The sequence below is a fragment of the Tessaracoccus yangjingae genome (assembly GCF_054483935.1).
Map to the genome: position 1 here is coordinate 3,413,430 of NZ_CM137014.1, position 21,096 is coordinate 3,434,525.

Consider the following 21,096-nt stretch of genomic DNA (forward strand, 5'->3'; position numbering starts at 1 on the left):
TGCCATCTCGTCCGCGCCAGCCGAAATCATCGACCGGAGCAGGTCAGTGGAACGTGCCGATGTCCGAGCGGTGGAACCCGTCGGCGTACCCGACGTGCGAGAGGAGGCCGTAGGCCCTGGCGCGCGCCTCCTCGAGGTCGGACCCGCGGCCCACCGTGCCCAGGACCCGGCCGCCGGCCGCGACCAGCGTGTCGCCGTCGAGCCGCGTGCCCGCGTGCAGCACGTAGGCGTCCGCCTCGTCGTCCGGCAGCGCGATCGTGCCCCCGGCCGCCGGGGTCCCGGGGTACCCGGCCGCGGCCGTCACCACCACGACGGCGGCGCCCTCGCGCCAGGCCAGCTCCCCGACCGACTCCAGCTCGCCGCGGGCGGCGGCGCGCAGCACCCCGGCCAGCGGGGTCTCGAGCAGGGCGAGGACGGCCTGCGTCTCCGGGTCACCGAAGCGGACGTTGAACTCCACCACCCGCAGCCCCTTCGACGTGAGCGCCAGCCCGGCGTAGAGCAGGCCGATGAAGGGGGTGCCGCGGCGGCGCATCTCGGCGAGGGTGGGCGCGATCACCTCGTCCATGATCTGGCCGGTCAGCCCCGGATCCGCCCAGGTCAGCGGCGAGTAGGCCCCCATGCCGCCGGTGTTGGGGCCGGCGTCGCCGTCGCCGACGCGCTTGTAATCCTGTGCCGGAAGCAACGGGACCGCGCGCTCGCCGTCGCAGATCGCGAACAGCGACACCTCGGGCCCGTCCAGGTAGTCCTCGATCACCACGCGCCCGCACGAGGCCGCGTGCGCCAGGGCCGCGTCGCGGTCGTCGGTGACCACGACGCCCTTGCCGGCGGCGAGCCCGTCGTTCTTCACCACGTAGGGGGCGCCGAACTCGTCGAGGGCCGCGGCGGCCTGCTCGGGGGTCTCGCAGACCCGGGCCGCGGCCGTGGGCACGCCGGCGGCCTCCATGACCTCCTTGGCGAACGCCTTCGACCCCTCGAGTACCGCCGCCTCGCGGCCCGGACCGAACGCGTCGATGCCCGCCTCGCGCAGCGCGTCCGCGACACCGGCCACCAGCGGCGCCTCCGGCCCGATCACCACCAGGTCCGCGCCCAGCCGCAGGGCGGCCTCCACCACGGCCTCGGGGGACGACGGGTCCAGCGCGTGCAGGGTGGCGAGACGCCCGATCCCGGGGTTACCGGGGGCGGCGTGCAGCTCGGTGACGGACGGATCGGCGGCGAGGGACCGGGCCAGCGCGTGCTCGCGCCCGCCGGATCCAAGGAGCAGGATCTTCACCCGCGCAGCCTAGTCCCCGGACGCCTGATCCTCGCGCTCGGCGGCCTCCTGTGAACGCTGCACGAGCACCCTGAAGCCGATGATCGCCAGCAGGAACAGCCCGCCGACGGGGACCGCCCACCACCATCCCCAGCCGATGTCCTCCTGGCCCAGGGCCACCACCACCGTGCCGGTCATGAACACCGCGATCATGGCCACCAGTGCCCAGAGCAGCCGGGCCGTGGACGAGCCCCGCGACATCAGATGAGGTCGTTGATGGCCACCGACTGCTCGCGACCGGGGCCGACGCCGATGCCGCTGATCCGGCACCCGATCAGCTCCTCGAGCCTGTGCACGTACGCCTGGCAGGTGGGGGGCAGTTCGTCGAAGGCGCGGCAGCCGCTGATGTCCTCGGCCCAGCCGTCGAGCTCCTCGTAGATGGGCTTGGCGTGGTGGAAGTCCGACTGTGTCATGGGCATCACGTCGTGGCGCACTCCGTCGACCTCGTAGGCCACGCACACCGGGATCTTCTCCCAGCCGCTCAGGATGTCCAGCTTGGTGAGGAAGATGTCGGTGAAGCCGTTGATCTTGACGGCCTGCTCCACGAGCAGCGCGTCGAACCAGCCGCAGCGCCGCGGGCGTCCCGTGGTGGCGCCGAACTCGGAGCCGATGCGGCGGAGCTCCTCGCCGTCGTGGTCGAACAGCTCGGTGGGGAACGGGCCCTCCCCGACGCGGGTGGTGTAGGCCTTGGCGATGCCGATGGTGCGGTCGATGCGCGTGGGCCCGACTCCGCCGCCGGTGGTGGCGCCGGCCGCGGTGGGGTTGGACGACGTGACGTAGGGGTAGGTGCCCTGGTCCACGTCGAGGTGGTGCGCCTGGGCGCCCTCGAACAGGACCACCTTCCCTGCGTCCAGCGCGTCGTTGACGTAGCGGCCGGAGTCGACGATGTGGGGACGGATGGTGTCGGCGTGCTTGAGCAGCGCCTGCACGATCTCCTCGGCGATGATCGGGCGACGGTTGTAGACCTTCACCAGCAGCTGGTTCTTCTGGTCCAGGGCCGCGTCCACCTTCTGACGGAGGATGGACTCGTCGAGGATATCCTGGATCCGGATGCCGAGGCGGTTGACCTTGTCCGAGTAGCAGGGCCCGACGCCGCGACCCGTGGTGCCGATCCTGCGCTTGCCGAGGAAGCGCTCGGTGACCTTGTCCAGCACCTTGTGGTACTCGGTGATGATGTGGGCGTTGGCCGAGATCAGGGGATGCGGCACGTCCACGCCGCGCGAGGCCAGCACCTCGAGCTCCTCGGCCAGCACGTCGAGATCGACGACGACGCCGTTGCCGATCACGGTGGTGGTGTTGGGGTTGAGGATGCCCGACGGCAGCAGGTGGAGCACGAACTTCTCGCCGCCGACGACGAGCGTGTGGCCCGCGTTGTTGCCGCCGGAGTAGCGGACGCAGACGTCGACGCGGTCACCCAGCTGGTCCGTCGCCTTCCCCTTGCCCTCGTCTCCCCATTGAGCCCCGACCACGACAACGCTCGGCATGTCGCCTCCTCCACACATGGATGAAGCCCCTCGCGCTCAGCGGGGGCCTTACCGGTGGAGTCTATCGGACCTCCCCGCGCACCACGGGTCTGCGGGACCACTCAGCCCGCGTGCTGGTCTACCCACCGTTCGAGTTGCGCAGGGGGCAGCGCGCCCACCTGCCGCGACACCTCTCGCCCCCCGCGCATGAGCAGCAGGGTGGGGATGCTCATGGCCTCGAACCGGGACTGCACCACCGGGTTGTGGTCCACGTTGACCTTGACCACCTTGAGGCGGCCGGCCCGCGACACCGCGAGCTTCTCCAGGACGGGCGCCACCATGCGGCACGGGCCGCACCACGGGGCCCAGAGGTCCACCACGACCGGAACCTTCGTCGAGACGACGGCGTCGAAGTCGGCGTCCGTCGCCTCCACCAGCCAGGGCAGGTCAGCCTTGCACGTGCCGCACCTGGGCAGCCCGGTGGCCGCGGCGGGCACCCGGTTGCGGGCGGCGCAGGAGACGCATGTGACGATGCTCATGCATCCATGATCGCCGACGGCGGCCGTCGCGGCCCCGAATCCGCGCCCGACTTCGCACATCAGTGGCACGAGCCCGCCAGATCCTGCACAAAAGACCATTGCTCTTGCCTAGCATCAAGGGTGGGGAAAGTATCGATCGAGAATCCCCGCAACGACGCAGGAGGTTGGGACCCGTGAAGAAGCTCATCAATTCCCCCGACGACGTGATCGCCGACGCCCTCAAGGGCGTGGAGGCGTCAGACGCCAACGTCCGGGTGGACCACGACAACCGCGTGATCTACCGCGCCACCCCCAAGGAGGCGGGCAAGGTCGCCATCATCTCCGGAGGCGGCTCCGGCCACGAGCCCATGCACGGCGGGTTCGTCGGGGTCGGCATGCTCGACGCCGCGTGCGCGGGCCAGGTGTTCACCTCCCCCACCCCGGACCAGATGATCGAGGCCACCACCGTCGTCGACAACGGCGCGGGCGTGCTGCACATCGTCAAGAACTACACCGGCGACATCATGAACTTCGAGATGGCCGCAGAGATGGCCACCGACGCCGGGATCACCGTGTCCACCGTCATCGTGGCCGACGACGTCGCGGTGCAGGACTCGCTGTACACCGCCGGCCGACGCGGCGTGGGCACCACGGTGCTGCTGGAGAAGATCGTCGGCGCCGCCGCCGAGGAGGGCCAGGACCTGGCCGCCGTCACCGCGCTGGCGCAGAAGGTGGCCGACAACGGGCGCTCGATGGGCATGGCGCTCACCTCGTGCACCGTCCCCTCCGCCGGCAAACCCACCTTCGACCTCCCCGAGGACCAGATCGAGATCGGCATCGGCATCCACGGCGAGCCCGGCCGCCATCGCGAGCCCATCGCGGACGCCAAGTCGGTGGCCAAGCAACTGGTGGACCCCATCCTGCACGACCTCGACTTCACCGGCGCCCCCGTCATCGCCATGCTCAACGGCATGGGCGGCACCCCGCTCATCGAGCTGTACCTCATGTACGGCGAGGTCGTGGCGCTGCTCAAGGAGGCCGGCGTCGAGGTGACCAGGAACCTGGTGGGCAACTACATCACCAGCCTGGACATGGCCGGCTGCTCGCTGACCCTGCTCAAGGCCGACGACGACATGATTCGCCTGTGGGACTCCCCCGTGAAGACCGCGGGGCTACGGTGGGGTCTGTGACCGAACAACACCTCACCCTCGACCTCCTCGCCGACTGGCTGCGGCGCTACGCCACGATCATCGACGAGAACAAGGTCTTCCTGACGGACCTCGACTCGGCCATCGGTGACGCCGATCACGGCGCCAACATGGCCCGCGGCACCGCGGCCGTCGTGCAGCACCTGGACCAGGCCACCACCATCGACGGCCTGTTCAAGAAGGCTGGCATGACGCTGGTCAGCACGGTCGGCGGCACCGCCGGCCCGCTGTACGGCACCCTGTTGATGAAGATGGGGATGGCCAGCGGGTCCGTCATGGAACTCACCCCGGCCGAGTTCGGGAAGGCGTTCCGGGCGGGGCTCGAGGGGCTCGTGGCACGAGGCAAGACCGAGCTGGGCGACAAGACGATGGTCGACGCGCTGTCGCCGGCCATCGACGCGTTCGACGCCGCCGTGGCGGACGGGGCTGGGCTGCACGACGCCGCGGCGGCGGCGGCCCAGTCGGCCGCCGCGGGCCGCGACGCCGCCACGCCGCTGGTGGCCAAGAAGGGTCGCGCGAGCTACCTGGGTGAGCGGTCCGCCGGTCACCAGGATCCCGGCGCCACGTCGTCGACCTACCTGTTCGACGCCCTTGTGGACGTGATCGGCGCCTGATGGCGGTCGGCATCGTCGTGGTCTCGCACAGCCGCGCGCTGGCCGAGGCCGCGGTCGAGCTGGCCATGCAGATGGTCCACGGGGGGCCCTCCCCCGTGGCCATCGCCGCTGGCATGCCCGACGGCGGGCTCGGCACCGACGCCACGGCCGTCGCGGCCGCCATCGCGGAGGTGGACCGGGGCGACGGCGTGGTCGTCTTCGTGGACATGGGATCGGCGGTCATGAGCGCCGAGATGGGCGTCGAGTTCGCCGGAGTGGACAACGCGCGCGTGCTCTCCGCGCCGTTCGTCGAGGGGCTGACGGCCGGGGTGGTGCGCGCGGTCGGCGGCGCGTCGCTCGAGGAGGTCGCGGAGGAGGCCGAGTCCGCCCTGGCGCCCAAGCTGTCCGCCCTGGGCCCGCCGCCCACGGCTTCCGAGCCCGTCGCGGCTCCCCCCGCGGTCCCGGCCGACGGTGAGGCCACCGGCGAGGTGGTCCTCATCAACGAGACCGGCCTGCACGCCAGGCCCGGGGCCCTGTTCGTGGCCGAGGCGCGGCGGTTCGACGCAGACGTGCGCGTCCGCAACGGCGACGCCGGGCCGGTGAAGGCCGCCAGCAGCGTCGGGCTGGCCATGCTCAACGCCCGCAAGGGCGACCTTCTCAGGCTCTCCGCCACCGGACCGCAGGCCCGCGAGGCCGTCGACGCGCTGGTGGCCCTCGTCTCGGCGGGCTTCGGCGAGGAGTGACCCTGGGTCATCGTCGACCCCTCGCACCCCCGGTGAACCGACGGTGCCCACTAGGCTGAGGCGCATGAGCGAGACGCACCCCAACCTGATGGCTTCCACCGTCGTCGTGCACCTGCCGGAGGACCCCGCTCTGGCAGCGATCGCCGAGCACGGCAGGGACCGCTTCCTCGACGTGGTCGCGGCCCACCCGTCGTCGTCGCTGGTGTGGGCGCTGCTCGCCGAGACCTGCCTGGCCGAGGAGGACCTCGGCAGCGCGGTGGCCGCCTACGCCTACGCGCGCACCGGGTACCACCGCGGGCTGGACACGCTCCGCCGCAACGGGTGGAAGGGCTCCGGCCAGGTGCCGTGGGAACACGAGCCCAACCGCGGATTCCTGCGGGCGCTGTGGGCCTTGAGTGTCGCGGCGGGGCGGATCGGGGAGACCGAGGAGCAGGAGCGCTGCGCGCAGTTCCTCCGCGACTCCTCCGAGACCGCCTACCAGGTGCTCGCGCAGCCCGACGAGGGCTGACGGCTGGATCATGGAATCGTGGGTCGCGCCCCGCGACCCGTAGACTTCTCCGCGGCCCCCACCGTCGATCCCCCGGAGATGCCTCATGCCCACACGCGAAGACCTGCGCAACGTCGCCATCGTCGCCCACGTCGACCACGGAAAGACGACGCTCGTCGACGCCATGCTGTGGCAGTCCGGTGCCTTCCGCGAAGGCTCTGACGTCAACAACCGGGTGATGGACTCGATGGACCTCGAGCGCGAGAAGGGCATCACCATCCTCGCGAAGAACACCGGCGTGCGGCACATCCGCCCCGACGGCACCGGCGTCACGATCAACATCATCGACACCCCCGGCCACGCCGACTTCGGCGGCGAGGTGGAGCGTGGGCTCGAGATGGTCGACGGCGTGGTCCTGCTCATCGACGCCTCCGAGGGCCCCCTCCCCCAGACCCGGTTCGTGCTGCGCAAGGCGCTGGCCAAGAACCTCCCGATCATCGTGGTGGTCAACAAGGTGGACCGTCCGGACGCGCGGATCTCCGCCGTCGTGGAGGAGACCTACGACCTCTTCATGGACCTGATCGACGACGACGCCGCCCACGTGCTCGACTTCCCCATCGTCTACGCCTCGGCCAAGGCGGGCCGCGCGTCCATGACGCAGCCCGAGGACGGCGGCATGCCGGACAGCCCCAACCTCGAGCCGCTGTTCGACGCGCTGATGGAGCACATCCCCGCCCCCGAGTACGAGGAGGGGGCCGTGCTGCAGGCGCACGTCACCAACCTCGACGCCTCGCCCTACCTTGGCCGGCTCGCCCTCTGCCGCATCATCGCCGGCGAGATGAAGCGCGGGCAGCTGGTCTCGTGGTGCAGGTCGGACGGCACCATCACCACCGTCAAGCTCACCGAGATGCTCATGACGCAGGCCCTTGACCGCGTGCCCGCGGAGAAGGCCGGCCCCGGCGACATCGTCGCCATCGCGGGCATCCCCCAGATCATGATCGGCGAGACCCTCTCGGACCCCGAGAACCCGAAGCCGCTGCCGCTGATCCACGTCGACGAGCCGTCGATCTCCATGACCATCGGCATCAACACCTCCCCGCTCGCCGGCCAGTCCGGCAAGAACCTCACCGCCCGCCTGGTGAAGGGGCGGCTGGACCAGGAGCTCGTCGGCAACGTGTCGATCAGGGTGAACCCCACCGAGCGTCCCGACACGTGGGAGGTCCAGGGCCGAGGCGAGCTGCAGCTGGCCATCCTGGTGGAGATGATGCGCCGCGAGAGCTTCGAGCTCACCGTCGGCAAGCCGCAGGTGGTCACCAAGCTGGTCGACGGCAAGGTGCACGAGCCCATCGAGCGGCTCACCGTCGACATCCCCGAGGACTTCGTGGGCGTGGTCACCCAGCTGATGGGGCTGCGTCGCGGCCGCATGGAGATGATGGTCAACCACGGCACGGGCTGGGTGCGGATGGAGTTCATCATCCCCGCGCGCGGCCTGATCGGCTTCCGCACGGAGTTCCTCACCGAGACCCGCGGCACCGGCATCATGCACCACGTGGCGGAGGGGTACGAGCCCTGGGCCGGAGACTTCCGCACCCGCCCCACCGGCTCACTGGTGGCGGATCGGATGGGCCTGACCACGTCCTACGCCCTGTTCAACCTGCAGGAGCGCGGCACCATGTTCGTCCCGCCGGGCGCCGAGGTGTACGAGGGCATGATCGTGGGCGAGAATCCCCGCGCCGAGGACATGGACGTCAACCCCACCAAGGAGAAGAAGCTCACCAACGTGCGCTCCTCCACGGGCGACGAGCTGGAGCGGCTCATCCCCGCCAAGAACATGTCCATGGAGCAGGCGCTCGAGTTCTGCGCCGGCGACGAGTGCCTCGAGGTCACGCCCGCGATGGTGCGCATCCGCAAGGTCACCCTCAACGCCAACGAGCGCGCCAAGGAACGCAAGGGCGTCAAGAAGTCCTGACTTCTTCTCGATAGTTCGCGATATATCTTTGACATATCGCGAACTATCGTGCACTCTGGATGACGTACGGGCCACGCAGGCCCCACTATCCAGAAGGAGTTCGCGATGGATTACGCGATGCAACACCCATGGGGCGGCCGCGCCGCCCTCCACCAGTTCTTCGGAGCCGTGTTCAACGAGGCCCGTCCGGCCGACGAGAGCGGCGACGACGCCCGCGGGCAGCGACGAGGTCGCGGCCACCGCCACGGCGGTCCCGGCCACCCCAGGGGAGGCCACGGCCCCGGCGGCTTCGGCCCGTTCGGCCCCGGCGGTTTCGGCCCCGGGCCCTTCGGCCCTGGCGGTCCCGGCCCGTTCGGCGGGCGCCGAGGGGGCCGCGCGCGCCGCGGCGACGTCCGCAACGCGGCCCTGCTCCTGATCGCCGAGCAGCCGCGCAACGGCTACCAGATCATCCAGGAGCTTGAGAGCCGCAGCGGCGGGCGCTGGAAGCCCAGCCCCGGCGCGATCTACCCGGCGCTCAGCCAGCTCGAGGACGAGGGGCTCATCCGCCTCGTCGCCTCCGAGGCGGGCAAGGCGTACGAGATCACCGACGCCGGCCGCGCCGAAGCCGAGTCAACCCAGCGCCCCGCGCCCTGGGAGCAGGAGGACGATGCGGCGGGCCACCCGGCGGCCGCCCTTGCGGCGGCCTACGGTCAGGCCTGGTCCGCCGTCGGCACGATCGCCCAGAGCGGCGACGAGGAGCTGATCGCCAAGGCGACGGCGGAGGTGGAGGAGCTCAGGCGGAAGCTCTACCAGCTGCTCGCCGAGAGCTGACCCGCCTCACGCTGCAGGTTCTCACGGGCCTGGCGCTCCCAGAGCGCCAGGCCCGTGTGCGTGTGGAAGACCGTGGCGCGCTCGAGCATCCGATCGACGAACCGCCGGCGCCGCGCGGCCCACTCGGCCGGCGGCATGCCCGGGTGCTCCGCGCGGATGGCCTCCAGGTTCGCCACGTAGCTCCCCCAGGGGAGCCCGAGCCCCCGCAGATCCGCGTCCGCGACCCTCGCGCCCGGGGAGTCGCCGGCCTCAGGGGCGTGATCGACCGTGAGCAGCACCAACCGGCACACCTCGCCGATCTCGGCGTCGCCGAGGTGGCCCCCCAACAGGTGACGCGCGAGGTCCGCGGAGGCGCATTCGTCGGCCGGGCTCTCCCCCGTGTGCACCGCGTCGTGGAACCAGAAGGCGATCCGCTCCAGCCTCCCCGCGCCAAGGAGATCGAGCGTCTCCAGCCCGGCCCTCAGATGCACTTCAGCGTGATAGCGGCGGTGCGGCTCGCCCCAGCGCCGGAGAAGCTCCTCCTGCACGTGTCGCGGCAGGCCGTCCTGGTTCACCACGCGCGCACGGCGAAGTAGGCCACACCCGCCCAGAATCCGGCCCACAGCAGGCTGGCGAAGGTGCCGATGATGAACAGCTCCCCCTTGCGCGAGGTGCCCGACTCCGACTCGGTGGCCAGGTCCGCGTACCGGCCCAACCCCTTGACCGCCAGCACGATGGCGATCCCCGCCGGGAACTCCGCGACGATGCAGGCATACACCGCGACCCGCTCCAGGATGCCGATCCACCGGCCTCCGGGAAGCTCCTTCTGTGCCTCCACCAGGCCCAGGCTGGCCCGCGTCCTCGCCACCTCGTCGTCCCCGGAGGCCACGGCCGCGCGGTCGATCCGGCGCAGGAGCGCCCTGACGACGGGGTTGCCGAGCGCGGCGAACACCCCGGCGGCAAGGATGATCGCCGCCCGTCCCGCCAGTGCCCAGTCCATGGCGTCACCCTACCCACCGGACCCGACAGTCCCGCCCCACACAGCCACGACGGGCCCGGGCCGACCCGACCCGTCGGCCGCGCCACCAGGTGTGCACGACACGCCGTCGCATGTCCACCCCGATGCGCCATAGGTGCCTGACGCTCCACCGCGACGGCGATTCGTGCCCTGCCGCGCCCCGCCCCCAGGGGTGCGCACGACACGCCGTCGCATGTCCAGCCCGGCGCCCCATACGCGCCTGAGGCTCCACCGCGACGGCGATTCGTGCTCAGCCGGGGCGTTCGGCACACCTGGCGTACGACCAGTCCTTGGTGAAGGCGATCACTTCATCCTGACCAGATGAAGCTAGTATCTACATATGAGTGCAATGAAGGCCGGCCCCGTCGTCGCGTTGCTCGTCGACATCGTGGCGTCGCGCTCCGCGCCCCGAGACCTCCTCCATGCCGACGTGCTCCGGGCGCTCGACGCGGTCAACGCCGCCGTCGCTCCGGTGGACGCGTTGCGCCCCACCGTCGGTGACGAGCTTCAGGCCGTCTACCGCACCCTCGGCGAGGCACTCACGGCCGGATTCACGCTGCGGCTCGAGCTCGCGCCGAGATGGGAGGCCCGCTGCGGCATCGGCGGCGGCGAGCTGGTGGTGGTGGACGAGGCGCGGGGCATCCAGGACGGCTCGGCGTGGTGGCTGGCACGCGAGGCGATCGACTGGGTCAGGGCCCAGGCCACCAGGCCCGGCTACGAGGCGGTCCGCACGGCGGTTCGTGACGAGCGCCCTGAGGCGACGGCGCCCGCAGACGCGTTGTCGCGGCTGGTGGACGTGCACCTGGCCGGGCTCCGGCCCGGCGCCCTCGCCACGCTGCGCGGGATGCTCGACGGCCTGGACAACGCCGAGATCGCCGAGCGTGAGGGCATCAGCGCCTCGGCCAACTCGCAGCGGGTGCGCAACAACGGGCTGCGGCCCCTGGCAGACGCCATGCGCGCCCTGGGTCAACTGCCCTAGTCGGCGTCCGGGAGCAGTTCGTCGAGCAGGGCCAGGACCCGCGCGTCGATGTCGTCGCGGACCAGCCTCATGCGCTCCTCGCCCTCGATCCCTCGCAGCGACGGCTCGTCCGTCTCCCAGGTCTCGATGGTGCCGCGCATGCCCTCGACCGGCTCCACCTCCGCCTCGCCGCCCACCAGCACGATGCGGTCAACGGAGCGCAGCAGCCCGGGGTCGATCGGCTTGGGGTGCTCACCGTCGAAGGTGCCGCCCAGCTGCTCGACGCTGGCGCGGGACTCCTCGTTGAGCGACGCTCCTGGCCTGGTGCCGGCGGAGTACACGTCGACGGCGTCGCCCGCGTGCAGCCTGGCCAGGGCGGCCGCCATCTGGCTCTTCCCGCCGTTCTTCACGCACACGAACAGGACGCTGGGCTTCGCGCCCGTGGCATCTCCGCGGAGCTCGACCTGCTCACGGTCTAGGCCGGGCGCCGGGGGCGCCGTGTGGTCCTCGTCGGCCTTCATCCACTTCTTCCTGCCGCGCTGAACGATCAGCGGATCCGTGGCCTGAATGGCGCTCGCGTCCTTGCCCTCATAGTCGTGGAGGTCCAGGAAGAGGCGCATGGCGTTGAGCCGGGCGCGCTTCTTGTCGTTGGACTTGATCCGGTACCAGGGGGCGATCTCGGTGTCGGTGTGCTTGAGCATCGCGGTCTTGGCGGCCGTGTAGTCCTCCCAGCGGCCGAGCGACTCGAGGTCCATCGGCGAGAGCTTCCACTGCCGCACCGGATCGATCTGCCGGATCGCGAACCGGGTGCGCTGCTCGCGCTGCGTCACCGAGAACCACAGCTTGGTCACGGTGATCCCGGAATCGATCAGCATCTGCTCGAACATCGGCGCCTGGCGGATGAAGATCTCGTACTGCTCGTCGGTGCAGAAGCCCATCACGCGCTCCACGCCGGCGCGGTTGTACCAGGAGCGGTCGAACAGCACGATCTCGCCCGCCGTCGGGAGGTGCTGGACGTAGCGCTGGAAGTACCACTGCCCCCTCTCCCGTTCGGTGGGCGCCGCCAGCGCCACCACCCGCGCGGTCCGGGGGTTGAGGTGCTCGGTGAACCGCTTGATGGCGCCGCCCTTCCCCGCGGCGTCGCGGCCCTCGAAGATGATCACGTGCTTGGTGCCCGCGTCCTGGGCGGCGTACTGGAACTTGAGCAGCTCGATCTGCAGCTGCCGCTTCTCCGCCTCGTACTCGTCGCGGCCGAGCAACTCGTCGTACGGATGTCGGTCGCGCCACGTCTCGACGGCCTGGCCGAGCGGGTCGATCAGGTACGGATCCTCGCCGTGGACATCAGCCACGGCATACCCCTCTTCGCGCAGCTTGTCGATGTACTCGCGGAGGTTCTGGCTCATGGGAGTAGTTCACCACCTCCGGGTGAACGCGAGTTGAACTCGCCCGAAAGCCGAGAGAGGGCGAAGCGACGCCCCCCATCGCTGGCTGAGGTGCGAGGAGCGAAGCGACGAGCCTCGAAGCTGTGAGTCTGGTGTCACCACCTCATTGGTGGTGTTGTTGGGATCGACGGTCGCGTCGTGACTCTCCTCGAAGCTGGCCCTCCGGGTGCCTTGGTTAGGACATGTCCGGCGTGAGCGTCGACCCCGACCCGAGCAGAAACCAGTGGCCTGATTCAGGAGCTTGACCAACCAGCGTCAGCAGCGCCGGTTGTGTCCCATCACAGTTGTGCCTAGTCCCTGCCCGGATCGGAACCCGATGGTTGACGTCCATGGAAGGGGACGCATGTCCAGTGTGAAGAATCTCCGCGAGCTTGTCGACCTTGTGATCGGGGTCGACACCCACGAGCAGTTCCACGTCGCCGCGGCCGTTGACGCGGTCACCGGCGGGGTGCTCGACACGATCAAGACCCCGGCCGACCCGGCCGGCTATCAGCAGCTCATCGACTGGGCCCACACCCGTCCCGGCCGGCGCGGGTGGGCGATCGAGGGCACCAACAGCCATGGCATCGGCCTGACCCGCGCCCTGGCCGGCGAACTGGTGGTCGAGGTCGACCGACCAGAGCGGATCAAGCGCCGCAACGGCGCAAAGTCCGACTCCATCGACGCGGTCCGGGCAGCCCGGGACGCGTTGGGCCGGGACTCCCTGTCCACCCCGCGGGCGGTCACCGGTGACCGTGCCGCGCTCCAGGTCCTTGTCACCAGCAGACACCTGACGATCACGCAGGCCACCGACACCGAACGCCAACTCCGCTCGATGGTGCTCACCGCCCCCGACGAGCTCCGGTCACGGTTCACCGGCCGCAAGACCGCCCCGATGGTCACCCAGGCCCTGAAACTACGACCCCACACCAATGACGACCCCCTGACCGGGATCCTGATGCCGGTACTGAAGGAACTCGCACAGCGGGCCCGGTCGCTGCGGCTCTACGCCATGGCCCTGCAACGGCAGATCCTCGACATCGTCAGGAAGTGGCGCCCTGACCTGCTCGACCTCAACGGCGTCGGACCGATCGTCGCGGCGAGCCTGCTGCTGGTGTGGTCCCATCCCGGACGCGTCCACTCCGAGGCCGCATTCGCGATGCTCTCCGGAACCGCCCCCATCCCGGCCACCAGCGGCACACAACAGACCAGACACCGCCTTAACCGCTCCGGCGACCGCCACCTCAACCAGGCCATCCACACCATCATCCTCTGCAGACAACGCAACGACCCAGCCACCAAGGCCTACATCGAACGCCGCACCGCTGAAGGCCGAACCAAGCGAGAGATCCGCCGCTGCCTCAAACGCTACGTCGCCCGCCAGACCTTCAGAATCCTCGAAAAAGGGGTTGACAAAACATAGGAGCGTCCTAGGAAACGTTCCTTGTCAGCTCACGTTTCTTAGGCTTCGAGGCCGCTACGCGGCACCTCAGCCAGCGGTGAGGGCGCGTGTCGTGCACACTCTTCCCGCCTCACCAGGACCCGCGATGGATCAGCAGGGCGGCGGGTGGCACGAAGCGCCGTACGAATCGCACCTCGGCGCCCCATACGTACACGACCACCGACCCCGACGGCGTGTCGTGCACGCCCCTCACCGCCCCACCAGGACCCGCGATGGATCAGCAGGGCGGCGGGTGGCACGAATCGCCGCACGAATCGCACCTCGGCGCCCTATACGCACCCGACCACCGACCCCGACGGCGTGTCGTGCACACCCCTCACCGCCCCACCAGGACCCGCGATGGATCAGCAGGGCGGCGGGTGGCACGAATCGCCGCACGAATCGCACCTCGGCGCCCCATACGCACCCGACCACCGACCCCGACTGCGTGTCGTGCACACCCCTCACCGCCCCGCCAGGACCCGCGATGGATCAGCAGGGCGGGGGGTGGTGGGGGACGGGGCAGGTTGGGTGGGCGTTGATGACGGTACGCGGCAGCGCGAAGCGCCGCCGACCGGCATCATGGGCGGCCCGGCCCCCACCACACCCCGCCCAACCCGACCACTGACACCCCAAGAAATAGCGGCCAAAGCCCCTGATCAACTCGCATTTCTCAGGCTTCGAGGCCGCTACGCGGCACCTCAGCCAGCGGAGGGGCGACGCCGCTCCGCGGCACCTGAGCCAACGGTGGGGCGGCTCCTCAGCCAACGGTGGGGCGGCACCTCACGCAACGGTGGGGCAGCACCTCCGCCGGCAGCGGGGAGGTGCCGGGCGCTGGCCAGCGGGCGACGGATCGGCAAGGATCGGGGCATGGCTGACATCACATACAAGGGAACCCCGGTCCACACCGTCGGCGAGCTGCCGGCCGTCGGCACCAAGGCCCCGGACTTCGAACTGGCGCGGGAGGACCTGTCGCCGGTGTCGCTGGCCGACTACGCCGGGGGCAACCTCGTGCTCAACATCTTCCACTCGCTGGACACGGGCACCTGCGCCCTCAGCGCGCGCGCCTTCAACGAGCGGGCGGCCGGGCTGGAGGGCACCACGGTCCTGTGCGTGTCCAAGGACCTCCCGTTCGCGCTCAAGCGATTCTGCGGGGCCGAGGGCATCGAGAACGTGGAGGTGGCCTCGGACTTCCGCACCGACTTCGGCGGCGCCTACGGCGTCACGTACGCCGACGGTCCCCTGCGTGGGCTCCTGGCCCGCTCCGTCGTGGTGATCGACGGGGAGGGGACGGTGGTCTACACCGAGCAGGTGGCCGAGACCAGGCACGAGCCGGACTACGACGCCGCGCTGGCCGCCCTCACCTGACGGGTCCGGTCAACTCCCCGGGTGCGGGCTCCGCCTCCGGGGAGCGCCCCGCCCGCCTGGCGCGACGGGGTGGCCGGACAGGCTTCAGCGCGTCGGCGCTGCTCTTCTCGACGCCCGCCGGGCGCGACGCCCGCACCATCGTCCACGCCCCGGCCCACACCGCGATGACACCCACCGACGACCCGGGCTGCAGGGGATGCACGACGGTGCCGTGGGTGAAGACGAGCATCGTCCCGGCGATCATCAGCACGAAGCTCAGCAACGCCAGGTAGCGGTCCTGCACCGTGCCCAGCGGCGGGATGAGTCGGTACTCGACGAGGCCGATCAGCGGCACCAGCACCGAGATCATCAGCATCCCCACGGCCAGCACGGTGAACTGCGACAGCAGCACCGGCGCGGCGCCCGGCATCAGGCGCGCCAGCAGGATCAGGCCCGCGCCGCCCACGAGCATGCAGGGCACGTGCCAGAGGTAGACCGTCATCATCAGGGCGCTGAGCTTGGCGAGGGCCGCCTCCGTCCTCGCAGGCACCGACGCGAACACGCCAGAGCGCTCCACGAGCCCCATCCCCGCCACCTGGGCGGCGCCGAGCAGCGCCATCGCGAGCGTCGGGGGGAGGTGGTTGGCGATCGGCGCGTTGGCGAAGCCGACGGCGGAGGCGGGGTAGCCGAAGAAGGCGATCAGTACGCCGATGGCCAGCGCCGAGCCGAGGAGCACGCCCCACGCGTACCGCCTCGGCCCCTGGCGGAACCATCCGCGCTGGTAGCCGATGCCGAGTTGATGGCACAGCGGCCACACCAGGAACATGTTGATCTGGCCGATGTCGTTGCGCCCGAAGCCGAGCCACGCCCGGTCCACCACCACGATGCCGACCAGCATGGCCACGATGACCCAGGCCCCGAACCGGTCGTGGAGGGTCACCATCAGCGGGGCGAACAGCACGATCACGAGGTACACCGAGATGAACCACAGCAGGAACATCAGCGACCTGCTGAGCTCGGCCGCCAGAAGCCCGTAGCCCAGCCACGCCGCGACACTCGCGATGACCGCGAAGAACGTCACGAACAACGCCAGCCCTCCGGTGAGCCGCCGCCCGCGGTTGGCCAGATAGTGCGAGAAGCCGGTGCCGCGCCGTCGCATCTTGTCGACGATCAGCGCGTTGGAGAAGCCCCCGCACGCGAAGAACAGCGGCATGGACATCAGCACCCACGAGAGCCCCCAGACCCAGGTGGGCGGCGTCCAGAGGCCGGCCTCCAGGGTGCCGTCGGGCTTCATGGACGCCTTGTAGATGAACCCGTGGAAGATGACGACGACGAGGACCGACAACGCGCGGGCCACGTCGATCGTGTGGTTGCGCGGGGGCTCGGTCTGCACGGTGGCAATGATGCCACCCGGAGAGCGCCCCCTCAGCCGAGGACCGGGCGCACGTGGAGGCCCACGTCCGGGTCCACGAGCGCCTCCTGCGCGGCGGGGATCCCGCCGGCCAGCAGCTCGGCGTCCACCGGAACGGACCGCTTGATGAGCCCGAGCGCGATCGGTCCCAGCTCGTGGTGCCGCGCGGAGGAGCCGACGAAGCCCACCGTCCTACCCTCCAGCTCCACCGGCGCGCCCTGTTCGGGCAGCGTCGACATGGTGCCGTCGAGGTGCAGCTGCACCAGGCGACGGGGCGGCCGGCCCAGCGTGTGCACCCGGGCCACCGTCTCCTGTCCGCGGTAGCAGCCCTTGTCCAGGTGCGTGCCCACGAGGCCGATCTCGTTTGGGATGGTCTTGAAGTCCGTGTCAACGAAGATCCTCGGGATGCCGGCGGCGATCCGCATGGCCTCGTAGGCCCAGGTGCCGACGGTGCCCGTCAACTCCGCCTCGACGGGCAGGAACACGTCCAGCCCGCCCACCTCGGAGTCGCGCACGCGCCACGACGGGTCCACTGGGACGCGATGGCCCACCCAGGCCATCCTGAGGTCCGGTCTCCGCGACACCTCCACCCGCATCGCGAACCGCATCCGCTCCAGGAACCCCACCAGGGCCTCGGCGCGGCCGGGCTCGGTCCAGGCCAGGAAGGACGTGCCGTCGTCGACGCCGTGCAGCACGTGCTCGATGTGACCGGTGGGCGAGAGGATCAGTGCAGTGGTGGCCTCCCCGGGGCGCAGGCCGCTGAGGTGCTGGCTGGTGATGGAGTGGAGCCACCCGAGGCGGTCTGCCCCGCTGATCTCGACGACCTCGCGGTTGCCCAGGTCCACCACCCCCTCGCCGGCCTCCAGCGCCCGCGCCTCGGCGACGGGGTTGCCGAAGTGCCAGGGCAGGCCCGCGTCAGGGCCGGTCTCCACCATGACGGGCATGTCAGATCCGCTTCAGGCGGGCCCACATGTGGGGGCGCAGCTCGTGCTCGGTGGTGGCGCGGTCCAGCGCGTACATCAGGTCACCCTCCACCTTGCCGTAGAGGCGTTGGCCCGCCGAGTGCGAGACGGCGGCCGACTCGGTGCGCACCACCGCGTCGGTGAGCAGGTCGATGCGGGTGACCTGGATCCGGCCCACCAGGACCTCGGTCCATCCGTCGGCGCTGGTCAGCACCACCTCGAGCGAGGCATCCGACTTGGGGCGCCAGAAGCCAGTCTCCATGCTGAGGGGCACCTGGTCCGCGCCCTCGCCGCCGAGCAGGAACGTCTGCGAGGCGTAGTACAGGTACTCGCCCCCGTTGTGGTTGAACTCGATGCGCTGCTCGAACTCGAAGCCGTTGCCCTCGTGGTCCGTCCCGTTGCCGGTGCCCTCCCAGCGGCCCACGAGCCAGCCCAGCGCCGTCAGTGCCGGATTCAGCCCCTCGGGGACCTCGATGTCAAAGTTCACGACTCATCTCCTCGCAGCTGCTTCCACAGCCCTCTCAGGGTCACGGCCAGCGCGACGAGCGCACCGACGCCCAGCGCGACGGTGGCGACTATCAGCACCCACACCAGGACCGCGGCCATGCGCGCAAGTATACGAACCGGCGAGAATGGGGCCCATGCGCGCAGTGGTGACGAGGGTACTGACGGCCTCCGTGGAGGTCGACGGCGAGGTGGTGGGACGGCTGGACGCCCCGGGCCTCCTGGTGCTGGCCGGTGTCGGGCACGACGACGGGCCGGAGCACGCGGCCGCGCTGGCCCGCAAGATCTGGGGGCTGAGGATCCTCGACGGCGAGACCTCCGCCAGCGACGTCGGCGCGCCCCTCCTGGTGGTCAGCCAGTTCACGCTGTACGCCTCCACCAGGAAGGGCCGGCGGCCCTCCTGGGGCAGGGCCGCGCCCGGCGAGGTGGGCGAGCCCCTCGTCGAGGAGCTGTGCCGACAGCTCGAACTCCTCGGCGCGACGGTGGGGCGGGGCCGCTTCGGCGCCCACATGCTCGTGTCGTCGGTCAACGACGGCCCGGTCACCATCCTGATCGACACCCACGACTGGGAGTGACACCCGGCCGAACCGCACGGGCGCCGGCACGCGCTCAGGCCGGGGCCAGGAACTCCAGGGAGCCGATGGAGACCGCGTCCACCGAGGTGCCGGTGCCGCCGGGGGGCGTGGTGTGCAGCACGGTGAGGGTCACGGTGTCCGTCCTGACCTCCGGGAAGCGCACCTCCTGCGGGGTGCGGTCGTTGGCGGCCAGCCCCTGCTCGAGGAACGAGCCGTCGGCGAAGGTCCACCGGATGGCCGTGATGCGGCGCTCGGCGAGGTACCTGTCCGTCCACACCGTGTTGCCGTTGACCACCCGCAGCCCCACGACGACGCGGGGACCGGGGAACCGGATCGTGACGCTCTCCCCCAGGCCCTCGCCGCGACACCGCCACAGCGTGTCGGGATTGTTGTCGACCAGCGCCAGCGGCGCCTCCCTGCTTCCACCCTCCAGGCATCGCCCCTCCGCGTCGATGGCGCGGACCGCGACCACCGGACCGTCGAAGGGGGCCAGGGCGGCCGACGAAGTGGGCGACGCGGACACAGGGGCGCTGGGCGAGGGGCTGGGCGAGGGGCCGGCGGGCGCCTCGGGTGGGAACACCCAGAGCCGCCCGACGGTGAACGCCACCCCCAGCACCACGACGGCGAGGCTCGCGACGGCGCGCGGGGTCCAGCCGTCGCGGACGTCGGTGGGCGCGACGGCCTTGACGGCCGCCGTGTCCGGCAGGCCGCGGGGGGCGTCGTCGGCCCGCACATCGTCGGACTCCGCCGTGGGGCGGAAGTACTCGTCCGGAACGCGCTGTTCCATGGCCGCCATGCTACAAGTCACCAGGGATATCGCTGGCTGGGACCTGCGGCGATACGATGGGCGGGCCCAGTCGAGAAGGAGGTGCCGCACGTGAGCAACGTCCTCTTCGTCTCCGACTCGGAGCCGCCCGTCGAGTTGAGCCTGCTCAGCCACCACCTGGCCCACGTGACGTCCGCCGCCCAGGCCCTCGTCGAGGCGGAGGCCGTGGACGTCGTGATGGTGGACGGCCGCTCGGATCTCGCCGGCGCCCGGTCCGCGTGCCAGACCCTGGCCAAGAGCGGCGGCACGCCGGTCCTGCTGCTCGTGGCGCCGTCGGGGCTGGCCGTCCTCTCGCCTGACTGGGGCTTCTCGGACTTCGTCGCCGCCGGCAGCGAACCCGCCGAGCTCGACGCCCGCCTGCGGATCCTGGCCAAGGCCAACGTGGATCCCGACGTGCTCTCCGCCGGCCCCCTCCGCGTCGACGGCGCCGCCTACTCCGCCAGCCTCGACGGCGCGCCGCTGGACCTCACCTACACCGAGTTCGAGTTGCTGCGCTACCTGATGCAGCACCCGGGGCGGGTGCTGTCGCGGGAGACGCTGGTCAGCCAGGTCTGGGGCTACGACTACTACGGCGGCACGCGCACGGTGGACGTCCACGTCCGGCGCCTGCGGGCCAAGCTGGGCCAGTTCGACTACTACATCGGCACCGTCCGCAACGTAGGCTACCGATTCGCCAACTCCAGAGAGGTGCACCGTGCTGGTTAGCCTGACCACCCTCACCCCGACGATGCGCGACGCCCTGCGCCGGCTCGTCGCCGCCATCACCGAACACGACGGCGTCTCCCCCATCAACGAATCGGCCTCGATGGGCATCGAAGGGCTCCGCGAGGCGGACTTCTTCTTCATGGGCCTCAGGTCGGACCCGTACGGGTTCGTGGTGTGCGACGAGCGCGACGGCACGCTGCTGCTCGGCGTGCACCCCGCGCACCGCTCGGAGGGTGTGGGGGCCGAGCTGCTTCGGGAGGCCCTCCGCGCCCACCCCGACTCTGCGGTGTGGGCCTTCGGCACCCTGCCCGGCGGGGACTCGCTCGCCCGGCGTCTCGGCCTGCATCCCGTCCGCACCCTGCTGCGCATGGAGCGTCCGCTGGCCGGCGCGGAGCTCACCGCCGAGGTGCCCGAGGGCTACCGCATCGTCACGTTCACCCCGGACCTGACGGACGCGCTGCTCGCCCTGAACGCCCAGGCGTTCGCGCACCACCCTGAGCAGGGCCGGCTCACCCGGAAGGAGTTCGAGGACCTCACCCGCCAGCCGTGGTTCGATCCGGCGGGCTTCTTCGTCGCCATGCACGGCGACCAGGTGGCGGGGCTCCACTGGACCAAGCAGCACGACGGCGGCCTGGGCGAGGTGTACCTCATCGCGGTCGCCCGGGAGCACGAGGGCAAGGGCCTGGGGCGCGCCCTGCTGGCGCGCGGCCTGGCCCACCTGGCCGGCCTCGGCGACGACCGGGTCCAGCTCTACGTCGAGGGCGACGAGGAGCGCGTGGTCCGGATGTACGCCAACGCCGGGTTCGAGATCGTTCAGACAGACACCAGCTACCGCCGCGAGAGGTAAGA

General features: G+C 70.8%; 24 protein-coding genes and 2 pseudogenes. 13 read left to right on the forward strand and 13 right to left on the reverse strand.

Features of this window, described 5'->3' with window-relative positions; translation table 11 throughout:
• Positions 1-43 precede the first annotated feature (43 nt).
• The 4 genes from purD to trxA all read right to left on the reverse strand — a co-directional run bounded on the left by purD (position 44) and on the right by trxA (position 3,311).
• Complete coding sequence (gene purD / locus ACX1D3_RS15485) at positions 44-1,270, reverse strand: phosphoribosylamine--glycine ligase (RefSeq protein ID WP_458994699.1); 1,227 nt, start codon at positions 1,268-1,270, stop codon at positions 44-46.
• Positions 1,271-1,279: 9 nt separating this feature from the next.
• Entirely contained in the window at positions 1,280-1,510 is a 231-nt protein-coding gene (locus ACX1D3_RS15490; protein ID WP_458994700.1) for a hypothetical protein, read from the reverse strand.
• Positions 1,510-2,793, reverse strand: a complete 1,284-nt coding sequence (locus ACX1D3_RS15495; protein WP_458994701.1) for an adenylosuccinate synthase — start codon at positions 2,791-2,793, stop codon at positions 1,510-1,512. The genes ACX1D3_RS15490 and ACX1D3_RS15495 overlap by 1 nt, the downstream gene beginning before the upstream one ends.
• Positions 2,794-2,894: 101 nt before the next feature.
• Positions 2,895-3,311 carry a thioredoxin gene (gene trxA, locus ACX1D3_RS15500; RefSeq protein WP_458994702.1) on the reverse strand — a complete coding sequence of 139 codons (417 nt, stop codon included), beginning with the start codon at positions 3,309-3,311 and terminating at the stop codon, positions 2,895-2,897.
• Between the two features lie 173 nt (positions 3,312-3,484).
• On the opposite strand from trxA, the gene dhaK reads away from it, so the two are divergent.
• The 7 genes and pseudogenes from dhaK to ACX1D3_RS15535 all read left to right on the forward strand — a co-directional run bounded on the left by dhaK (position 3,485) and on the right by ACX1D3_RS15535 (position 9,100).
• Positions 3,485-4,480: a dihydroxyacetone kinase subunit DhaK gene (gene dhaK / locus ACX1D3_RS15505; protein WP_458994703.1), complete on the forward strand. Its 996-nt coding sequence runs from the start codon at positions 3,485-3,487 to the stop codon at positions 4,478-4,480.
• Entirely contained in the window at positions 4,477-5,112 is a 636-nt protein-coding gene (gene dhaL / locus ACX1D3_RS15510) for a dihydroxyacetone kinase subunit DhaL (protein WP_458994704.1), read from the forward strand. Before dhaK ends, dhaL begins: the two co-directional genes overlap by 4 nt.
• Positions 5,112-5,504: pseudogene (gene dhaM / locus ACX1D3_RS15515) on the forward strand (dihydroxyacetone kinase phosphoryl donor subunit DhaM); the annotation flags it as partial. The gene dhaL and the pseudogene dhaM, both read left to right, overlap by 1 nt.
• A gap of 75 nt (positions 5,505-5,579) precedes the next feature.
• Complete coding sequence (locus ACX1D3_RS15520; protein WP_458996572.1) at positions 5,580-5,834, forward strand: HPr family phosphocarrier protein; 255 nt, start codon at positions 5,580-5,582, stop codon at positions 5,832-5,834.
• Positions 5,835-5,898: 64 nt separating this feature from the next.
• The gene (locus ACX1D3_RS15525; RefSeq protein WP_458994705.1) at positions 5,899-6,342 is read left to right on the forward strand and encodes a DUF3151 domain-containing protein; all 444 of its coding nucleotides are present in this window, start codon (positions 5,899-5,901) and stop codon (positions 6,340-6,342) included.
• Positions 6,343-6,427: 85 nt separating this feature from the next.
• Complete coding sequence (gene typA, locus ACX1D3_RS15530) at positions 6,428-8,290, forward strand: translational GTPase TypA (protein WP_458994706.1); 1,863 nt, start codon at positions 6,428-6,430, stop codon at positions 8,288-8,290.
• 105 nt (positions 8,291-8,395) lie between these two features.
• Positions 8,396-9,100, forward strand: coding sequence for a PadR family transcriptional regulator (locus ACX1D3_RS15535; protein WP_458994707.1), 705 nt, complete (start codon positions 8,396-8,398; stop codon positions 9,098-9,100).
• On the opposite strand, the gene ACX1D3_RS15540 is transcribed toward ACX1D3_RS15535, so the two are convergent.
• Together ACX1D3_RS15540 and ACX1D3_RS15545 are read right to left on the reverse strand one after the other, a co-directional pair.
• The gene (locus tag ACX1D3_RS15540) at positions 9,076-9,657 is read right to left on the reverse strand and encodes an HD domain-containing protein (protein ID WP_458994708.1); all 582 of its coding nucleotides are present in this window, start codon (positions 9,655-9,657) and stop codon (positions 9,076-9,078) included. The genes ACX1D3_RS15535 and ACX1D3_RS15540 overlap by 25 nt on opposite strands.
• A complete protein-coding gene (locus tag ACX1D3_RS15545; RefSeq protein ID WP_458994709.1) occupies positions 9,651-10,079 on the reverse strand; it encodes a hypothetical protein in 429 nt (142 codons plus the stop codon). Before ACX1D3_RS15545 ends, ACX1D3_RS15540 begins: the two co-directional genes overlap by 7 nt.
• A gap of 358 nt (positions 10,080-10,437) precedes the next feature.
• Between ACX1D3_RS15545 and ACX1D3_RS15550 the strand changes: the two genes are divergently transcribed.
• Positions 10,438-11,076: a SatD family protein gene (locus ACX1D3_RS15550; protein ID WP_458994710.1), complete on the forward strand. Its 639-nt coding sequence runs from the start codon at positions 10,438-10,440 to the stop codon at positions 11,074-11,076.
• On the opposite strand, the gene ACX1D3_RS15555 is transcribed toward ACX1D3_RS15550, so the two are convergent.
• On the reverse strand, positions 11,073-11,576 hold the full coding sequence (locus ACX1D3_RS15555; RefSeq protein ID WP_458996573.1) for an arsenate-mycothiol transferase ArsC: 504 nt from the start codon (positions 11,574-11,576) through the stop codon (positions 11,073-11,075). The genes ACX1D3_RS15550 and ACX1D3_RS15555 overlap by 4 nt on opposite strands.
• Before the next feature lie 9 nt (positions 11,577-11,585).
• Positions 11,586-12,458 (reverse strand): annotated as a pseudogene (gene ppk2 / locus ACX1D3_RS15560) (polyphosphate kinase 2); the annotation flags it as partial.
• A 382-nt stretch (positions 12,459-12,840) separates the two neighbouring features.
• Between ppk2 and ACX1D3_RS15565 the strand changes: the two are divergent.
• On the forward strand, positions 12,841-13,899 hold the full coding sequence (locus tag ACX1D3_RS15565; RefSeq protein WP_458994711.1) for an IS110 family RNA-guided transposase: 1,059 nt from the start codon (positions 12,841-12,843) through the stop codon (positions 13,897-13,899).
• An 888-nt stretch (positions 13,900-14,787) separates the two neighbouring features.
• A complete protein-coding gene (gene tpx, locus ACX1D3_RS15570) occupies positions 14,788-15,285 on the forward strand; it encodes a thiol peroxidase (RefSeq protein WP_458994712.1) in 498 nt (165 codons plus the stop codon).
• On the opposite strand, the gene ACX1D3_RS15575 is transcribed toward tpx, so the two are convergent.
• The 4 genes from ACX1D3_RS15575 to ACX1D3_RS15590 are packed head-to-tail and all read right to left on the reverse strand — an operon-like array spanning position 15,278 to position 18,243.
• The gene (locus tag ACX1D3_RS15575) at positions 15,278-16,657 is read right to left on the reverse strand and encodes an acyltransferase family protein (protein ID WP_458994713.1); all 1,380 of its coding nucleotides are present in this window, start codon (positions 16,655-16,657) and stop codon (positions 15,278-15,280) included. The two genes, tpx and ACX1D3_RS15575, sit on opposite strands and share 8 nt — an antisense overlap.
• A 32-nt stretch (positions 16,658-16,689) precedes the next feature.
• A complete protein-coding gene (gene ygfZ, locus ACX1D3_RS15580) occupies positions 16,690-17,619 on the reverse strand; it encodes a CAF17-like 4Fe-4S cluster assembly/insertion protein YgfZ (RefSeq protein WP_458994714.1) in 930 nt (309 codons plus the stop codon).
• 1 nt (position 17,620) lies between these two features.
• Entirely contained in the window at positions 17,621-18,124 is a 504-nt protein-coding gene (locus ACX1D3_RS15585) for a heme-binding beta-barrel domain-containing protein (protein WP_458994715.1), read from the reverse strand.
• Positions 18,121-18,243, reverse strand: a complete 123-nt coding sequence (locus ACX1D3_RS15590; protein WP_458994716.1) for a hypothetical protein — start codon at positions 18,241-18,243, stop codon at positions 18,121-18,123. Before ACX1D3_RS15590 ends, ACX1D3_RS15585 begins: the two co-directional genes overlap by 4 nt.
• 35 nt (positions 18,244-18,278) lie before the next feature.
• Between ACX1D3_RS15590 and dtd the strand changes: the two genes are divergently transcribed.
• Positions 18,279-18,716, forward strand: a complete 438-nt coding sequence (gene dtd / locus ACX1D3_RS15595; RefSeq protein WP_458994717.1) for a D-aminoacyl-tRNA deacylase — start codon at positions 18,279-18,281, stop codon at positions 18,714-18,716.
• Between the two features lie 34 nt (positions 18,717-18,750).
• Here dtd and ACX1D3_RS15600 read toward each other — a convergent pair whose 3' ends face one another.
• The gene (locus ACX1D3_RS15600; protein ID WP_458994718.1) at positions 18,751-19,503 is read right to left on the reverse strand and encodes an NADase-type glycan-binding domain-containing protein; all 753 of its coding nucleotides are present in this window, start codon (positions 19,501-19,503) and stop codon (positions 18,751-18,753) included.
• Positions 19,504-19,593: 90 nt separating this feature from the next.
• On the opposite strand from ACX1D3_RS15600, the gene ACX1D3_RS15605 reads away from it, so the two are divergent.
• Positions 19,594-20,247 (forward strand): winged helix-turn-helix transcriptional regulator, encoded by a 654-nt coding sequence (locus ACX1D3_RS15605; RefSeq protein WP_458994719.1) that lies wholly within the window; start codon positions 19,594-19,596, stop codon positions 20,245-20,247.
• Positions 20,237-21,094, forward strand: a complete 858-nt coding sequence (mshD, locus tag ACX1D3_RS15610; RefSeq protein WP_458994720.1) for a mycothiol synthase — start codon at positions 20,237-20,239, stop codon at positions 21,092-21,094. The genes ACX1D3_RS15605 and mshD overlap by 11 nt, the downstream gene beginning before the upstream one ends.
• The last annotated feature ends 2 nt before the right edge of the window (positions 21,095-21,096 follow it).